Below are 16,949 nucleotides of genomic sequence, written 5' to 3' on the forward strand. Positions count from 1 at the left end.
CATGGCCAGCAAGCGAATGACGACGGGGTTCTCCGACCAGATCATAGGACTGGTCAAATCACTGCGCACCGACGCGCCGGACTGCGTCGCCTCCGGAGCGGTCGACATGTCGACCGGAATGCTGCTGGCGTACGAGACCGTCGACAACCATCCCCCGGAGGTCCTGGACCTGCTCGCGGGCGCGACCCTCGACCTGTTCCAGGGGCGCACGGTCCAGATGATCGAGGACGTCTTCAAGGAACGCCGCGGCATCGAGTCCGACTCGCACTTCTTCCAGGAGATCCTGGTCAACAGCGACAACCTGACCCATCTGTTCGTGCGCATGAACGAGCAGCAGGACGTGGTCGCCGTGGTCGTCTGCCGCAAGGCGGTCAACGTGGGCATGCTCTTCGCGCAGGTCCGGCGTGTGGTGCGGGAGTACAGCATCTGAACCCCGAACGCGAGCCGGTGGCCCTCCCCGGGCGGGGAGAGCCACCGGCGGCGGCAGGCGAAGCGGACGGCGTCCCGCGCGGACCGTCCGGCTACTCCGTACGCAGTCCGTCCGGCCGCATCAGCCGGATCAGCGGCGGCAGGCTGAGCAGGGTCACCAGGAGGACGACTCCCGCGCCGATACCGGTCATCGACAGCACGCTCGCCCAGTCCACGGTCACCGAGGTGCCCGTCATCTTGAGCAGGACCGTGCCGAGGGTGAGTCCCACGGCCATCGCGAGGCCGAGCCCCAGGGCGATCGGGATCGCGGTCTGCCACAGCACCGACAGGCTCAGCGTGCGGCGCCGGGTGCCGAAGGCGACCAGCGCCGACAGCAGCTTCCTGCGCTCGCGCAGCTGCTCCAGCTGGGAGATCAGCAGGCTCGCGCCGATCAGCATGAGGACGCAGGTCGCGCCGACGGACAGGCCTGTCCGGATGGACGTGAACTTCTGGGACTGGGTCGTCGCCGTCCAGGAGCTGGCGTCGGCCAGCGGCCCGATCCTCGCCGCGCTGTTGCGGACCAGTTCACGGACGTCCGGCACCGACTCGTCGAGCTGGAGATAGACCGTTCCGCGCACGGTGGACGCGGCCGGCCCGGAGAGCGCGCCGGGCGTGAAGAGGAAGCCGCCGCGCTCGTCGCCCGAGGGGTCCTTGCGCGATCCGGCCGGCTTGACGCCCTTCGGCACCGTCCAGACGATCTCCTTGCCCCTGGCGGTGGGACCGTAGGACGGGTCGATGTAGAGCTTGGCGCCGGGCTTGTCGAACTTCGCGGTGCTCGTGTCCCACTCGACGCCCTCCACCGCGAAGACGTCGCCGTCCTTGCAGGAGGGCAGCTCGGCCGCCTCGCGCAGGGCCGCGCAGTCGCCGACCGTCGCGGTCGACTCGTTCGCGGGTTCGTCGCGCCTGTCGCCCACGTCGGTCCGCCCCAGGGCGGTCGTGTGCGTGACGCCCTTCGTCCCGGACAACTGCCGGACGGCCTGGCCCAGCGAGACCCCGGCCGGCACCTCGACGGCCATCTGGGCCCGCGTGAGGTCGTTCTTGTTGACCTTGGTGTAGTCGTTGTCGACCCCGGCGAACAGCATCTGAAGGGCTATCGCGCCGGCCACCGCCACCGCGATGCCGTTCACCAGACGGGCCGCCGAGCCGCTGCTCAACTGGAGCCTGCGGACGGCCAGTTGCCAGGCGACGCCACCGGAGTTCAGCCGGGCCACCACCGCCTCGACCACCCAGGGCAGCAGCGCGGTGATCCCGACCAGCAGCAGCAGGACACCGCCGATGACGAGGTACTGGTTGAAGTTCCCGTTGGACCGCCCCTGCCCGATCATCGGGTACAGCATCGCGAGGCCGCCCAGCGGCAGCAGCAGCCGCCACCACAGCCGGCGCCGCGAGGGCCGCGCCGTGCGCACCACGCCGAGCGGTTCGATGACGACACCGCGCAGCGCGAGGAGCGTCACCGCGACCGCGGCGGCCGGGACCGCGAGCGCCACCAGCGCCACCAGGGCGGGTGCCGGATCGAGGTCGCCCGGGAAGACGCTGATCCTGAAGACCATGACCAGGCCCGCGATCTGACGTCCGATCAGGAAGAATCCGGCGCCGAGGACCAGCCCGACCAGCGCTCCGGCCAGCGCCTCACCGGCCGCGATCCGCCGGGCCATCCGCCCGTCCGCGCCGACCAGCCGCAGCGCCGCCAGCCGCCGGTCGCGCCGCTCGCCGCCGAACCGTACGGCCGCGGCGATGAAGACGCCGACCGGCATCAGCAGCACCACGAAGACGATCAGTACGAGCAGCAGCAGGACGGGGTCCATCGGCTCGGACCGGTCGGCCGAGCCGAACGTGTCGATGCGTTCCGTCCGGCCGGTGCTCGTGCCGGTCGCGCTCAGGTCGTCGGCGCCCGCGTAGTAGGCGAGTTCGTGCGGACCGACGAGACCGCTGTCGGCGATCGTGCCGCTGACCCGGTGACCGAGCCTTTCGCGCAGGAGCCTGCCGTCCGCGGACTTCAGCAGCCGGTCGAGAGCGGGCGAGACGACCATGTCACCGGCCGCGGGGAAAGCGGACACACCCGGCGGCAACGGCGCCCGGGAGCCCTCGGGTTCGACCAGCCGGCCGCGTACGTCCTCGTCGCGGAAGACGGTGTCCGCGTTCGCGACGATCAGCGTACGGTCCGACTTCTTCTTGACCGTCGAGCTGTACGTCATGTCGTTGCGGGCGCTCTCCCGGTCGTGCCGGGAGGCCAGCGCGCTCGGGAGCGCCGTGGTGAGCAGCAGCAGCGCCACCCCGAGCCCGACCCCGAGGGCCGTCAGCAGGACCCGCACCCACGCCTCACGGCCCCCGGTCACCGCGAACCTGGCGCCCATGGCGAGGTCGCGGGACCACTGGCGGACACTCATACGATCCGCTCCATGTCCCTGGATTTGCCGTCCCGTACGACGATCTCGCGGTCCGAGTACGCGGCCACGCGCGCCTCGTGCGTGACGAGTACGACGGCGGCGTTCGTCGAGCGGGCCGCGTCGGTCAGCAGCTCCATCACGCGTTCGCCGTTGAGGGAGTCGAGCGCGCCGGTCGGCTCGTCGGCGAACAGCACCCGCGGGCTCGTGACCAGCGAACGGGCGACCGCCACGCGCTGCCCCTGACCGCCGGAGACCTCACCGGGCCGCTTGCCCGAGAGGTCGTCGACCTCCAGCCGTTCCATCCACGACAGCGCGGTGCGCTCGGCCTCCTTGCGGCCCGTGCCGTTCAGCCGCAGCGGCAGCGCGACGTTCTCGACACAGCTCAACTCCGGTACGAGCTGGCCGAACTGGAAGACGAACCCGAACTCCGAGCGGCGCAGCGCACTGCGCTGGGCGTCGTTCATCGTCGCCATCTCGCGGCCGTTGTACGTGATCGAGCCCGCGTCGGGAGTCACGATCCCGGCCAGACAGTGGAGCAGGGTGGACTTGCCGGAACCGGAGGGACCCATCACGGCGACGACCTCGCCGGGGTGGATGGAGAACGCGGCGCCGTCCAGCGCGGTGGTCGGGCCGTACGTCTTGCGCAGCTCCGACGCTATGAGCAGGGAACCCGGAGGGGGCGTGATCGTGGTCATCGGGCCGTCACCGCCTCGGCGAGTTTGTCGAGGCGCGCGGCGGCCAGTTCCAGCCACCGCAGATCGGCCTCCAGATGGAAGAGGGCGTGGTCGCAGATCAGCTGATCCGCCAGGTCGCCCTTGCGCTTGCGTTCGGTGAGCATGCGCATCATCCGCAGATGCTCCGAACGCTGGGTGTCGAGGAGCTCGCTCGCGTCGCGGTGGGTCAGCAGGGCGAGGACGACCTTCGTGTACAGGGTCGACTGGAGGTACGGCTCGGGCGTCTCCGGCGTCGCGAGCCAGCGCTGTACGTCGGTGATCCCGGCTTCGGTGATCGCGTACCGCTTGCGCTCGGGGCCGTCGCCCGCCTCGATCCCGTCGATCTCGACGAGCCCGTTCTTCAGCAGCCGCGACATCGTCGAGTAGACCTGGCCGTAGTGCAGTGGCCGGTCGTGACCGAACTTCTCGTCGAAGGCCCGCTTCAGGTCGTAACCGTGGCGCGGCCCGGACTCCAGGAGCCCTAGGAGGGTGTGACCGATGGACATGCGAAGCACTCTACACACGGCGTATACATCGCGTGTATACGCGCCGCGTATAGGTCGCAGGAGAGACGCCTGAGAGGGGGAGAACCCGCTGGCCACGGCCGATTGTCACGGTTCTGGAACTGGCCCGCCCGGCGTTCGGGGGCGAGGTGCGCGGGCCGAACAAGGGTGGTGGCAGGGGAGCGCCGGCGCGGAATGCCGTCCCCCGCCTACTCCTCCCAGTCCTCCGGCTCCCCGGGAACAGGCGGTCGTCCCCGGCGGGGAATCGGAGCCGCGCCGCCGGGCAGGCGCCCCGACTCGGCGAGCGCGCGGCGCAGCAGGAACTCGATCTGCCCGTTGGCCGAGCGCAGTTCGTCGCCCGCCCAACGGGCCAGGGCCTCGTACACCAGCGGATCGAGCCGCAGCAGCACCTGCTTGCGCTGCGGCGGCTGCCGGCGCGGCGGGTTTTCCTCCGCGGGAGCCGTCACTGGTGGAACCCCGGGTTCGGCGGGACTCCCACCGCGCCGACGGCGCGCGGGGCGGCGCCGAGGAGCGGTCCGAGGGGACCGGGAAGCGGCACGAGCCCCCCGCCGATGCCGTGCGCGGCGAACTCCCGTACGCGCGTCGCCGACGGGTCGGGCGCGTCGCCGGGTGTCCCTGCGGCGGATACGCCCGGGGCGGGTGAGGAGTCGTGGGAGGCGTGTGGCGACCAGGGTGACGGCAAGGAGGGTCCCCCTCTCGTACGGCATGGCTTCCGTATATCTAACTGATATCACTTTACCGGTCATGGCAACCTTCCGCCCCTCCTGCTCGTCGGATTCAGTGAGTCGGGTGCGTATGGCGTGCTGATTGTCACGTCCGGAAAAGACCGGATCAGCTGCCCTTTGTCATAGCGCGCGGTGTTAGCTTTCTGAGCTGACCTGACCGACGAACTTGTGTGCCACACGAGAAAGAAGCGGAGCGGATCGACCCATGGGACGAGCTGAAGAGAGACGAGCGCGGCAGGCGCAGGGCCGCCGCGCGGCGCCCCAGCGCTCGTCGGGGCATGAGTCCGCGGACCCCGGATCCGGCGCGAAGGCGGGCGGCAAGGCCCGCCGCACCGGTATACGCCGGTTCGTGAACTGGAAGTCGATCCTCGGGACCTTCCTCGGCTTCTGCCTGCTCGGCATGGTCGGCTTCGTCGTGCTCTACATGGTCGTGTCCGTGCCCGAGGGCAACGCGGCCGCCAAGCGGCAGAGCAACATCTACAAGTACAGCGACGGCTCGATGCTCGCGCGCACCGGCAAGGTCAACCGCGAGATCGTCGACCTGTCCAAGGTGCCCAAGAGCGTCCAGAAGACCTTCGTCGCCGCCGAGAACAAGACCTTCTACAAGGACTCGGGCGTCGACCTCAAGGGCACCGCCCGCGGTCTGATCAACACCCTCTCCGGCAAGGGCAAGCAGGGTGGTTCGACGATCACCCAGCAGTACGTCAAGAACTACTACCTCAGCCAGGACCAGACCGTCACGCGCAAGCTGAAGGAAATGGTCATCTCGCTGAAGCTGGACCGCCAGAAGTCCAAGGACGACATCCTCGCGGGCTACATCAACACCAGCTACTACGGCCGCAACGCGTACGGCATCCAGGCGGCGGCGCAGGCCTACTACCGCGTCGACGCGAGCGACCTCAAGGTCGAGCAGGGCGCCTACCTCGCCTCGCTGCTCCAGGCTCCGAGCCAGTACGACTGGGCGGTCGCCTCGAAGACCGGCAAGAAGCTGGTCGTGGCCCGCTGGAACTACACCCTCGACAACATGGTCCAGCAGGGCTGGCTCGACGCGGGCAAGCGCGCGGCCATGAAGTTCCCGGTCCCGAAGGACCCCACGGGCGCCCCGGGCATGGAGGGCCAGACCGGCTATCTGGTGGAGGCGGCCAACAACGAGCTGGCCAAGCAGCTCGTCACCCAGGGCACCGCGGGCGACCTGAGCGTCGCCCACGCCATGGTCGACGCGGGCGGCTGGACCGTCACGCTCAACGTGGACAAGAAGAAGCAGGCCATGCTGCTGAACACCGTCAAGCAGCAGCTCACCAGCAAGCTGGACCCGAAGAAGCGCAAGGTCGACGCCAACATGCAGGCCGGTGCCGTCTCGGTCGACCCCAAGACCGGCAAGGTCCTCGCGATGTACGGCGGCAAGGACTACTTCAAGCACTACTTCAACAACTCGACGCGCCGTGACTACCAGGCCGCCTCGACGTTCAAGCCGATGATCCTCGCGGCCGCCCTCGCCGAGGAGGCCAAGACGCACTCCGGCCAGCCGATCACCGCGAACACGATCTACGACGGCACCAACCGCCGTCCCGTCGTCGGCAGCGACATCGGCTTCGCGCCGCCGAACGAGGACGAGCACAGCTACGGCCCCGTCACCGTGCAGACCGCGATGAACAAGTCCATCAACTCCGTCTTCGCGCAGATGGGCGTCGACGTCGGCATGGACGAGGTGCTGAAGGTCGCGGGCAAGCTCGGCATGAACACCAAGGGCCTCCAGGCGGTGCCCGCGCAGACCCTCGGCTCCATGGGCGCGAGCCCGCTGGAGATGGCGGGCGCGTACGCCACGCTCGACAACCACGGCAAGAAGGTCACCCCGGCGATCGTCGCCTCGGCCGAGCACAAGGACCGTACGGTCACGATGCCGGACCCGATCGGCACCCAGGTCATCAGCGAGGAGGCCGCCGACACGGTCACCTCGGTGCTGACCGGCGTGGTCGACGACGGTACGGCCCGCGTCTCGGTGCGGGAGAACCCTTCCCGTGACGGCCAGCAGGTCGCAGGCAAGACCGGTACGTCCGACAACAACAAGTCGGCCTGGTTCACCGGCTACACGCCGAAACTGGTCACCTCGGTCCTGCTGTTCGGCGAGGACGCGAAGACCCACAGCCAGGTCTCCATGAAGGGTGCCACGGGCCTCTACCTGGAGGGCGGCCGTGTCAACGGCGGTGGCTACCCGGCGAAGATATGGGCGGCGTACACCTTCGAGGCGATGGCCGGCCAGGTCAGCAAGTTCGACCTGAACACCACGACGGGCGCGGCGGTGGCGCCGACCGAGACTCCCACCCCCACCCAGACACCGTCCAGCACACCGTCCCCGACCCCGACCACCGAGGCGCCGTCGTCGGAGCCGCCGACCACCAGCAGCCCGCCGACCCCCACGACCCAGCCGCCCACGACCCAGCCGACGACGACGAGCCCGTCCACACCGACGAGCTCACCGACCGACGGCGTCCCGGACAATCCGTTCGACCAGACGGGTCAGTAGCGCCCGAGCGCACGGAAGGAGGGGGCACCCGGAACTCCGGGTGCCCCCTCCTTCCGTGCCCGGGGTGCGCGGCCTCTCGTGCCCGAAGTGCCCGGCGCCGGGCCGGTTCAGCCGCCGTCGACGCCGTGCGCGATCCGGTCGCCGGTCTCCTTGTCCACGTTGCGCCAGTACTGGACGGCGCGGTCCAGGACCGGGCGGGTCACACCGGCCTTGAGGTGGCCGCTCACGTTGTCCACCAGCCGGTCCCGGGCCGCGTCGTCGAGGACCTGGCGGACCATCGTGCCCGCCTGGCCCCAGTCGTCGTCCGCGCGGTGCGGCTTGTACGCCTCGCGCACCAGCTCACCGGCGGTCTGCCAGCTCGCGGGGTCACCGAACCGCCCGTAGTCGGCCGCCGGGCCGCCGTAGGAGTTCGGCGCGTAGGGACGGGCCGCCTTCGACGGCTCGTAGCGCATCGGACCGTCCTTGGCGTACGAGTTCACCGGGGCGTGCGGCCGGTTGGGCGGCAGCTGGGCGTAGTTGGGGCCGATCCGGTACCGGTGGGTGTCGGGGTACGAGAACAGCCGGCCCAGCAGCATCTTGTCCGGCGAGGGCCCGATGCCCGGCACCAGGTTCGAGGGCTCGAAGGCGGCCTGCTCGATGTGGACGAAGTAGTCCTCGGGATTCCTGTCCAGCACCATGCGGCCCACGTCGATCAGCGGGTAGTCCCCGTGCGGCCAGACCTTCGTCAGGTCGAACGGGTTGAACCGGTAGTCCGCCGCGTCCTCGAACGGCATGATCTGGACCTTCAGCGTCCAGCTCGGCGCGTTCCCGGACGTGATCGACTCGTACAGATCCCGGCGGTGGACGTCCGGGTCCGTCCCGGCCAGCTCGTCGGCCTCGGCCTGGGTGAGGAACTCGATGCCCTGGTCGGTCTTGAAGTGGTACTTCACCCAGAACCGCTCACCGCCGCCGTTGATCCACATGTAGGTGTGGGAGCCGTAGCCGTTCATGGTGCGGTACGTCTTCGGGATGCCCCGGTCGCCCATCAGCCAGGTCACCTGGTGCGCCGACTCGGGCGAGAGGGTCCAGAAGTCCCACTGCATGTCGTGGTCGCGCAGCCCCGTCACCGGATGGCGCTTCTGCGAGCGGATGAAGTCCTGGAACTTGATCGTGTCGCGGACGAAGAACACCGGGGTGTTGTTGCCCACCAGGTCGTAATTGCCGTGCTCGGTGTAGAACTTCAGCGCGAAGCCGCGGGGGTCGCGCCAGGTGTCGGGCGAGCCCTGCTCGCCGGCGACGGTCGAGAACCGGGCCAGCATCTCGGTGCGCCTGCCCGGCTGGAAGAGGTCGGCCCGGGTGAACTGGCTGACGTCGTTGGTGACTTCGAAGAATCCGTACGCGCCACTTCCCTTGGCGTGCACCACCCGCTCGGGCACCCGCTCCCGGTTGAACTGCGCCATCTTCTCGATGAGGTAGTGGTCCTGGAGCAGGATCGGGCCGTCGGGGCCGACGGTGAGCGAGTGTTCGTCGCTCTCCACCGGAATCCCGACGTTGTTCGTGGTGTACGGAGCCTTCCGGGATGCCTGCGTCACGAGCGTCCTCCCGTCGGAGTCGAGGTCGTCAGGTCGCTTCGCCCACCCCAGCAGTCAACGCCGCCGACACCATGTCGGCAACATGGGGACGGGGCCGGCACCGACACGTGCGGCGTCGGCATCGGTACCGGCACCAGCACGGTGCGGCGGCGGTACCGTCCGGCACCGGCAGAGTCCGGTACCGGCACGGTTCAGCGCGCACAGTCAGGCACCGGCAGGGCCCGGCACGGTTCAGCGCCGAGAGCGGTCCGGCACCGGTTCGGTGCCGACAGCGGCCCGGCACCGGTTCAGCGTCGGCCCGCCGGGGCGGGAACGGACGGGTACCCGGTCAGTTCCGGTTCAACTCGAACCAGACGACCTTTCCCGTACTCAGCCGGGTCGCCCCCCACCGCCGTGCCAGCCGGTTCACCAGGAACAGCCCGCGGCCGCCCTCGTCCGTGGCCCGCGCCTGCCGCAGCCGCGGAAGCTGCGGCACGTCGTCACCGACCTCGCAGCGCAGCACGTCCGTCCGCAGCAGCCGCAGCGTCACCGGCCGTGACGCGTACCGCACCGCGTTCGTCACGACCTCGCTGACCAGCAGCTCCACGGAGTCGGTCATGTCCTCCATGCCCCAGCGGGCCAGTGCCCGCCGGGCGAGGCGCCGGGCCCGGCCCGGCGCCGCGTCCTCCGGCTCCAGGAACCAGTACGCGACATCGCTCGGCGCGATCCCGTCGAACCGCGCCGCGAGCAGCGCGATGTCGTCGTCCCGGTCACCCGGGCCGAGCATGTCCAGCACCTCGTCGCACAGCGCTTCCAGCGGCGGCGGATGATCGGGTCCGGTCAGCGCCGCGACCGCCGCGAGCTTCTCCCGCAGCTGCTCTATCCCGGTCCAGACGTCCCGGAGCCGCGACTCGACCAGGCCGTCGGTGTACAGCAGCAGCGTCGCCCCGGCGGGCGCGTCCAGCTCCACCGCCTCGAAATCGACCCCGCCCACACCGATGGGGGCACCCGGCGGCACCCGCAGCACCTCGGCCCGCCCGCCCAGATGCAGCAGCACCGGCGGCGGATGGCCCGCGTTGGCGATGGTGATCCGGTGCGACACCGGGTCGTAGACCGCGTACAGGCAGGTCGCCATGCGGTCGGTGCCGAGCCGCTGCGCCTGCTCGTCCAGATGGTGCAGCACCTCCTGCGGCGGCAGATCGAGCCCCGCCAAGGTCTGCGCCGTCGTCCGCAGCTGGCCCATGATCGCCGCCGACGTCATGGAGTGGCCCATGACGTCACCGACGACCAGGGCGACCCGGCTGCCGGGCAGCGGGATCGCGTCGTACCAGTCGCCGCCCACCCGCGCCGTCTCCGCGGCCGGCAGATAGCGGGACGCGAGCCGTACGCCCGTGGGCCGCGGCAGCGTCTCGGGCAGCATCGTGCGCTGGAGCTCGTCGGCGATGTACGCCTCACGGCCGTACAGCACCGCCTTGTCGATACCGAGCGCGCTGTGCGTGGCGAGCTGCGCGGCGACCAGCAGATCGTCCGCCTCGAAGGCGAGCCGCTCCGGACGGCGCAGGAACAGCGCCGCCCCGATCACCCGGCGCCGGCCGCGCAGCGGGGCGAGGATCGCGCGCTGCCCGCTCGGCACCGGCAGATCGTCGCCGAGCAGCTCGGGCAGCGCGGCGCGCGCGGCGGGCGCGTCCGCGAACACCGGCCGCACCCCGCGCAGCACCTCGGCGAGCGCGCCGCCGGGGCGCACCTCGCACAGCTCGGCCGTCATCGCCGACAGCTCACTGGGCTCCGGCCGCAGCACGGACAGGAAACCACTCTCGGTGTCCCGTTCCTCGGGAATCCGGTCCGTGCGCCGCAGCCGCAGCACGAGAGGCCCCGTCGGCCGCTCGTCGCCGACCGGCAGCGGGTCGCGCAGATAGACGAGGATCGCGTCCGAGAAGGTCGGCACGGTGGCCCGGCACAGCCCCATCACGATCTCGTCGAGGTCGATGCCCCGGGCGATCCGCCGGGTCGCGGCGCCCACGAAGCGCAGCCGGTCCCCGTCCCGCCGCATCGGCATCGGGCCGCCCTGCGGCAACGTCTGCCCGGAACGGCGCTCCTTGCCGCCGGAGGTCCGCGAGACCCGGTCCTGCTCGGCGTCCGGCTGGATCGGGATGCCCTCAGGCGCGGGCCGGGGGCGGTGCGGATCCGGCTCGGTCGCCGAGGGCTGCGAGTGCTCCGGGCCGGGCCCGGAGGACGCGGGCGAGGGCACGTCAGTGCCCGAGGACGCGGACATGCCGGCGTCGGCGGGCACCTTGCCGCCGGCCTTGCCGCGCTTGCCGCGCGGCGACGCCGTACCCGAACTCCTCGGGGCGTCGCCCGTGCGGGCCTGTACCGGTAACGCTCCGGAACCCGGCAGCTGGGACGGCTGCTCCGGGGTACGCAGGAGCGCCCCGCGAGGGTCCGCGGGGGCGGGCGGCCGGCCGGCGCCGCTCTGCCGGCGCTCGTGCGAGGTGGGGTGCTCCGTCACGCGTGTCGAATCCATCCGTCCGGGGCTGCGCGCCGTGCGCGCAGTTCGTCCCGCAGCCCCGATACCCGGAATGTGTGCCCCAGGAACGGATTCTGCGTGTCGTCAGGGCCGGGACCGACCGCGACAGCGGCCGTCGCCCGGCACGGTACGGCCCGCGGGCGGCCGGAAACGGCCCGCGCCGACAGGAGGGCGGTGGCCGAAGCCCCCGCCCGCACGGCCGTCGTGGCGAGCCCGCGCGGTGCGGCCGATACCTGGCCGACCACGCCGCCGTACGCCTCGTACCCCTCGCTCACGTCCTGCCGCCCCTCGGTGACATATGGTCAAGCCCGGCTCATCCTGCGGGAGTTGTTGCTGCCGTGCGCCCTTGCGGAAGACGATCCTACGGTTGTACCACGGGGGCGCATCAAGGGTCTCATGAGGACACGTGCGCGGGCGTACGGTCCCAGTCATCCGGCAGAGCGGGAACCGGCCAGCCCGGATCGGGCCTCCAGTGCTGCCACCCGTCCGAGAACGGCGCGCCCCAGGCGCGGATCACCTCCACCGCGGACCACCCCGCTTCCCGCACCCGTGCCGCCAGTTGAGCATCCATCAGACCGGCCCGCTGCGCCATGGCGAATTCGTCCTCGTCGAGCCAGCGCCAACTCCGGTCCGGGTGGACCGAGATGTCGAGGAAGTGATCCTCGGAGTCCACTCCGCCCGCCCAACGGGCCAGCGGAGCCTCCAGGTTCACGTACCAGTTCTTGAAACGCCAGCCCTGGTCCCAGAACAGCCAAACCGACCACGGGTCGCCGGGCCGCGCCAGCTTCAGCACCCCGGTCCCGAACCACTGGTCGCGCCGCACCGCGCGAGGCTTCGTGTAGCGCGACTCCAGCGGCTCTCCATGAACCGGCGAACCGTCGGCGAGCACCGGCTTCACACACTCCGTGCCCGGCGCCATCCACACCGCGAGGAGCTCGGCGTCGTCCCGCACGACCGTCACGGGACGGCAGATGTGGACGCGCTCGCCGGCGTTCTCCCGGTACCGCCACAGGATCTGGCTCCCGGGCTTCCAGTGCGCCCCCGGCCCGCCCGCTTCCGCTCGTGTCACCGCTCCACCCTCTGCCATGACCAGATATTAGGTGTCCCACGCATACGACGCTGCGGCACCCGTCACGGTTCGCGCCATCGGCGAACTGCTGTTACGGAGCTGTCATCAGGCGTTTCTCCAAGGATGCGGCCCGTTACGGGTGCGTCATCCGCAGGACATCCAACGCCTCGTCCAACTGCTCAAGGGTCAGGTCCCCGCGCTCCACGTACCCCGACTCCAGCACCACCCGGCGAATCGTCTTGCGCTCCGCCAGCGCCTTCTTCGCGACCTTGGCGGCCTCCTCGTACCCGATGTACTTGTTCAGCGGTGTCACCACGGACGGCGACGACTCCGCGTACTCACGGGCCCGCTCGCGGTGCGCGACGATCCCGTCGACCGTGCGGTCGGCGAGCAGCCGCGTGACGTTCGCGAGGAGCCGCACCGACTCCAGGACGTTCTTGGCGATCACCGGCAGCATCACGTTGAGCTCGAAGTTCCCGGCCGCGCCCGCGACGGCGACGGTCGCGTCGTTGCCCATCACCTGGGCGGCGACCATCAGCACCGCCTCGGGAAGGACCGGGTTCACCTTGCCCGGCATGATCGAGGACCCCGGCTGGAGGTCCGGGAGGCTGATCTCGGCCAGTCCGGTGCGCGGCCCGGACGCCATCCACCGCAGATCGTTCGCGATCTTGGTCAGTCCGACGGCGATGGTCCGCAGCTGCCCGCTCGTCTCCACGATCCCGTCGCGCGCCCCCTGCGCCTCGAAGTGGTCGCGGGCCTCCGTCAGCGGCAGCCCGGTCGCCCGCGCCACCGCCGCGATCACCGCGGCGGAGAACCCGGGCGGCGTGTTGATCCCCGTGCCCACGGCCGTCCCGCCGAGCGGGAGTTCGGCCAGCCGCGGCAGCGAGGCCCGAAGCCGCTCGACCCCGTACCGCACCTGGGCCGCGTACCCGCCGAACTCCTGGCCGAGCGTCACCGGCGTCGCGTCCATGAGGTGGGTGCGCCCGGACTTCACCACATCGGCGAACTCCTCCGACTTGCGGCCGAGCGAGGCGGCGAGATGCTCCAGCGCGGGCACGAGATCGTGGGTCACGGCGGCGGTCGCGGCGATGTGGATGGAGGACGGGAACACGTCGTTGCTCGACTGCGACGCGTTCACCTGGTCATTGGGGTGGACGTCCCGGCCGAGACGCTCGGTGGCGAGCGTGGCGATGACCTCGTTGGCGTTCATGTTGGAGGACGTCCCGGAACCCGTCTGGAAGACGTCGACCGGGAAGTGCGCGTCCCAGCGCCCCTCGGCGACCTCCGCGGCCACCTCCTGGATCGCCTCCGCGACATCCTTGCCGATCACACCCAGCTCGCCGTTCACCTTCGCGGCGGCCGCCTTGATCCGGGCGAGGGCCTCGATGTGCGCGCGCTCCAGGCGCTGCCCCGAGACCGGGAAGTTCTCCACGGCGCGCTGCGTCTGCGCCCGCCACTTCGCCTCCGCGGGCACCCGCACCTCGCCCATGGAGTCATGCTCGATCCGGTACGCGCCTTCGCCCTGGCCATCTGTCATCGGTGACACCTCCATGGGGGACAGCGTCCCGGAGCCCACGGGTGTTCCCGCCCGGCACGCACGAAGCGGTTCCTCCGGGCGGGCCGGCGCCGTGCGGCCGGGGACGACCGAACGGCCGCCCGGTCGGCGGCCGTTCACCCGGCTCGTACGACGTCCGTACGTACGGGGCTCCCCGTACGGCGTCCCGCGCGCCTCACCCGTACGGCGTCCCGCGGAAGGGGTACGCCGTACGGGCCCGCACTACGCCAGTCCCGGGCCCCGCACCGGGATCGTCGTGAAGGTCGGCGCCGGAGCGGGATCCTGGAAGAAGTCGTTGCCCTTGTCGTCGACGACGACGAAGGCCGGGAAGTCCTCGACCTCGATCTTCCAGACGGCCTCCATGCCGAGCTCCTCGTACTCGACGACCTCGACCTTCTTGATGCAGTCCTGGGCGAGGCGGGCGGCCGGGCCGCCGATGGAGCCGAGGTAGAAGCCGCCGTGCGTGTCACAGGCGTCCGTGACCTGCTTGCTGCGGTTGCCCTTGGCCAGCATCACCTTGGAGCCGCCCGCCGCCTGGAACTGCTCGACGTAGGAGTCCATGCGGCCGGCGGTCGTCGGGCCGAAGGAGCCGGACGCGTAGCCCTCGGGCGTCTTGGCCGGGCCCGCGTAGTACACCGGGTGGTCCTTCAGGTACTGCGGCATCTCCTCGCCCGCGTCCAGCCGCTCCTTGATCTTGGCGTGCGCGATGTCGCGCGCCACCACGAGCGGGCCGGAGAGCGAGAGGCGGGTCTTGACCGGGTACTTCGTCAGCGCGGCGAGGATGTCGTCCATCGGCTGGTTGAGGTCGATCTTCACGACGTCGCCGGCCTCGTCGAGATGCTCGTCCGTGGTCTCCGGCAGGAAGCGCGCGGGGTCGGTCTCCAGCTGCTCCAGGAAGACGCCCTCGGCGGTGATCTTCGCGACGGCCTGGCGGTCGGCCGAGCAGGAGACGGCGATGGCGACCGGGCAGGACGCGCCGTGGCGGGGCAGGCGCACCACGCGTACGTCGTGGCAGAAGTACTTGCCGCCGAACTGCGCGCCGATGCCGATCTTCTGGGTCAGCTCGAAGACCTTCTCCTCCAGCTCCTTGTCCCGGAAGCCGTGCCCGAGCTCGGAGCCCTCGGACGGGATCTCGTCCAGGTAGTGCGCGGAGGCGTACTTCGCGGTCTTCAGCGCGTACTCCGCGCTCGTGCCGCCGACGACGATCGCCAGGTGGTACGGCGGGCAGGCGGCCGTCCCGAGGGAGCGGATCTTCTCCTCCAGGAACTTCATCATGGAGCCCTCGTTGAGGACCGCCTTCGTCTCCTGGTAGAGGAACGACTTGTTGGCGGAGCCGCCGCCCTTGGCCATGAACAGGAACTTGTAGGCGCCGCCGTCGGTGGCGTACAGCTCGATCTGCGCCGGCAGGTTCGAGCCCGTGTTCTTCTCGTCCCACATGGTCAGCGGGGCCATCTGCGAATAGCGCAGGTTCAGGTTCAGGTAGGCGTCGTAGATGCCGCGCGAGAGGGCCGCCTCGTCGCCGCCCTCGGTGAGCACGTTCTGGCCGCGCTTGCCCATGACGATCGCGGTGCCGGTGTCCTGGCACATGGGCAGGACGCCCGCGGCCGCGATGTTCGCGTTCTTCAGCAGGTCCAGCGCCACGAACTTGTCGTTCGCCGAGGCCTCCGGGTCGTCGATGATGCGGCGCAGCTGGGCGAGGTGCGCGGGCCGCAGGTAGTGCTGGATGTCGTGGATGGCCTCCGTGGCGAGCTTGCGCAGCGCCTCCGGCTCCACCTTGAGGAACGTGCGCCCGTCGGCCTCGAAGGTGGAGACACCCTCGGAGGTCACCAGCCGGTACGGGGTGGTGTCCTCTCCCTGGGGGAGCAGATCGGTGTACGCGAACTCAGGCATCTCGGCCCATTCCTCACTCGACAGACAGCTTTGGGGCTCGTTCGCCTCGGGCGCGCCCCTTCGGCTCACTCGCCGGAGGCCGGCCGTCATCGGCAGCGTCCACCAGCGTAGAACCTGACGCGGGCGCCGATGCTGTGAGGTAAGGCTCAGTTCGGGCGCCGGACCGACGGCCCGGACGGACGGCGGGTTTTCCGCACGGGCGGCGGGAGAGGGGTAGTCGCGATCTATCGCGTTTGGGTACGCTGTGGTCGTGGACCTTCAAAAGAGCCCCGACGCGACCCCCGCCACGGCGGCGAAGCCGGCCGAGCTGCGTGCCTCCGACGCCGACCGCGACCGGATCACCGACATCCTGCGCGAGGCCGTCGCCGAGGGCCGTCTGACCGCGGAGGAGCACGCCGAGCGGGTGGAGGGCGTGCTGGCCACCAAGACGGTGGGTGAGCTCGACCGGTTCGTCCGGGACCTGCCCGCCGCCCACACCGGCCGCGCGACCTCCGCGTACGCCTCCGCGCCCAACCGGCCCGCCCAGGGCGCGATCCCGGTGGAGGCCGACGAGAACGTGGTGGCGGTGTTCAGCTCCGCCGTCCGCAAGGGCCGCTGGCGGGCGGGCCGGCGCATCCACGCGTACTCGGTCTTCGGCAATGTCGAGATCGACCTGAGCGAGGCGATCTTCGAGTACCAGCAGGTCGTGATCAAGGCGATCTCGGTCTTCGGCAACGTCGAGATCTTCGTCCCGGAGAATGTGTCGCTGCGGGGCAGCGGCGGGGGCGTGCTGGGCAACTTCGAGGTGGACACGCTGGATTCGGGCGACCCCGACGCGCCCGTGGTCTACATCGACGGCCTCGCCGTCCTGGGGAACGTCGAGGCGAGACCCAAGCGCGGCAAGCTGATCTCGGACATCCTCGACCGGGTCACGAGCCGGGTCAACGAGCGGGTGGCGGACCGTCTTGACCGGAGTTTGCGCAAGCACCTGGACCGTTGACGCCTGTGAACGCGCGGACGGCGGACGCGGGGCGGTCCGGC

Annotated in this window: 13 protein-coding genes; 3 read left to right on the forward strand and 10 right to left on the reverse strand. The window is 70.6% G+C overall.

Features of this window, described 5'->3' with window-relative positions:
- The first annotated feature begins 1 nt into the window (after position 1).
- A complete protein-coding gene (locus tag ACZ6KY_RS05450; protein WP_469309006.1) occupies positions 2–430 on the forward strand; it encodes a hypothetical protein in 429 nt (142 codons plus the stop codon).
- Positions 431–521: 91 nt separating this feature from the next.
- Here the strand turns inward: ACZ6KY_RS05450 and ACZ6KY_RS05455 are convergent, their stop codons facing one another.
- From ACZ6KY_RS05455 to ACZ6KY_RS05475, 5 genes are all read right to left on the reverse strand, one after another.
- Positions 522–2,855, reverse strand: coding sequence for an ABC transporter permease (locus ACZ6KY_RS05455; protein ID WP_469309007.1), 2,334 nt, complete (start codon positions 2,853–2,855; stop codon positions 522–524).
- Positions 2,852–3,541 carry an ABC transporter ATP-binding protein gene (locus tag ACZ6KY_RS05460; RefSeq protein ID WP_469309388.1) on the reverse strand — a complete coding sequence of 230 codons (690 nt, stop codon included), beginning with the start codon at positions 3,539–3,541 and terminating at the stop codon, positions 2,852–2,854. The genes ACZ6KY_RS05455 and ACZ6KY_RS05460 overlap by 4 nt, the downstream gene beginning before the upstream one ends.
- Before the next feature lie 5 nt (positions 3,542–3,546).
- Entirely contained in the window at positions 3,547–4,074 is a 528-nt protein-coding gene (locus tag ACZ6KY_RS05465; RefSeq protein ID WP_469309008.1) for a PadR family transcriptional regulator, read from the reverse strand.
- Positions 4,075–4,280: 206 nt separating this feature from the next.
- Positions 4,281–4,538 carry a type II toxin-antitoxin system antitoxin gene (locus ACZ6KY_RS05470; protein WP_469309009.1) on the reverse strand — a complete coding sequence of 86 codons (258 nt, stop codon included), beginning with the start codon at positions 4,536–4,538 and terminating at the stop codon, positions 4,281–4,283.
- The gene (locus tag ACZ6KY_RS05475) at positions 4,535–4,774 is read right to left on the reverse strand and encodes a hypothetical protein (RefSeq protein ID WP_469309010.1); all 240 of its coding nucleotides are present in this window, start codon (positions 4,772–4,774) and stop codon (positions 4,535–4,537) included. The genes ACZ6KY_RS05470 and ACZ6KY_RS05475 overlap by 4 nt, the downstream gene beginning before the upstream one ends.
- 248 nt (positions 4,775–5,022) lie before the next feature.
- Here ACZ6KY_RS05475 and ACZ6KY_RS05480 point away from each other — a divergent pair, with 248 nt between their 5' ends.
- Positions 5,023–7,341 carry a transglycosylase domain-containing protein gene (locus tag ACZ6KY_RS05480; protein ID WP_469309011.1) on the forward strand — a complete coding sequence of 773 codons (2,319 nt, stop codon included), beginning with the start codon at positions 5,023–5,025 and terminating at the stop codon, positions 7,339–7,341.
- 107 nt (positions 7,342–7,448) lie between these two features.
- Here ACZ6KY_RS05480 and ACZ6KY_RS05485 read toward each other — a convergent pair whose 3' ends face one another.
- From ACZ6KY_RS05485 to ACZ6KY_RS05505, 5 genes are all read right to left on the reverse strand, one after another.
- Positions 7,449–8,912, reverse strand: coding sequence for a catalase (locus ACZ6KY_RS05485; protein WP_469309012.1), 1,464 nt, complete (start codon positions 8,910–8,912; stop codon positions 7,449–7,451).
- A gap of 328 nt (positions 8,913–9,240) precedes the next feature.
- Positions 9,241–11,412, reverse strand: a complete 2,172-nt coding sequence (locus ACZ6KY_RS05490) for a SpoIIE family protein phosphatase (protein ID WP_469309013.1) — start codon at positions 11,410–11,412, stop codon at positions 9,241–9,243.
- Positions 11,413–11,809: 397 nt separating this feature from the next.
- Positions 11,810–12,502: a cytidylyl-2-hydroxypropylphosphonate hydrolase gene (gene fomD / locus ACZ6KY_RS05495; RefSeq protein ID WP_469309014.1), complete on the reverse strand. Its 693-nt coding sequence runs from the start codon at positions 12,500–12,502 to the stop codon at positions 11,810–11,812.
- A gap of 115 nt (positions 12,503–12,617) precedes the next feature.
- Entirely contained in the window at positions 12,618–14,021 is a 1,404-nt protein-coding gene (locus ACZ6KY_RS05500) for a class II fumarate hydratase (RefSeq protein WP_469309015.1), read from the reverse strand.
- A gap of 240 nt (positions 14,022–14,261) precedes the next feature.
- Positions 14,262–15,929, reverse strand: coding sequence for a fumarate hydratase (locus tag ACZ6KY_RS05505; RefSeq protein ID WP_469309016.1), 1,668 nt, complete (start codon positions 15,927–15,929; stop codon positions 14,262–14,264).
- Positions 15,930–16,179: 250 nt separating this feature from the next.
- Here ACZ6KY_RS05505 and ACZ6KY_RS05510 point away from each other — a divergent pair, with 250 nt between their 5' ends.
- On the forward strand, positions 16,180–16,908 hold the full coding sequence (locus ACZ6KY_RS05510) for a DUF1707 SHOCT-like domain-containing protein (protein WP_469309017.1): 729 nt from the start codon (positions 16,180–16,182) through the stop codon (positions 16,906–16,908).
- Positions 16,909–16,949: the final 41 nt, after the last annotated feature.

This window comes from Streptomyces sp. NPDC042002 (assembly GCF_055588305.1).